Below are 437 nucleotides of genomic sequence, written 5' to 3'. Positions count from 1 at the left end.
CACGAAGTGGCCTGCCACGGCCTGAAGTGGATTCACTACCAGAACGTGCCCGAAGAGATCGAGCGCGCCCACATGCAGCAATGCGTGGACATTTTTGAAGAGCTGTACGGCGCGGGCGGCGACCACGGCCTGGGCTGGTACACCGGCCGCGACAGCCCCAACAGCCACCGCATCGTGGCCGATGCCGGTCGCTTTACCTACGACAGCGATTACTACGGCGACGACCTGCCCTTCTGGATGAAGGTCGCCAAGAGCGACGGCACGACGCACAACCAGCTCATCGTTCCCTACACGCTGGACGTGAACGATATGCGCTTTGCCCTGCCCCAGGGTTACTCGCATGCCGATCCGTTCTTCCAGTACATGAAGGACACATTCGATGTCCTGTACGCCGAGGGCAATGCCAGCGGCGACAACGCCCCCAAGATGATGAGCAT

General features: G+C 61.1%; 1 pseudogene. It reads left to right on the top strand.

Annotated features, from left to right (window positions below):
- Positions 1-437, top strand: a pseudogene (locus AAIL66_RS24355) (allantoinase); the annotation flags it as partial.

This window comes from Comamonas sp. F1-6, assembly GCF_039581415.1.
GTDB lineage: Bacteria > Pseudomonadota > Gammaproteobacteria > Burkholderiales > Burkholderiaceae_C > Comamonas > Comamonas thiooxydans.
This window is presented reverse-complemented; position numbering and strand designations above follow the sequence as displayed.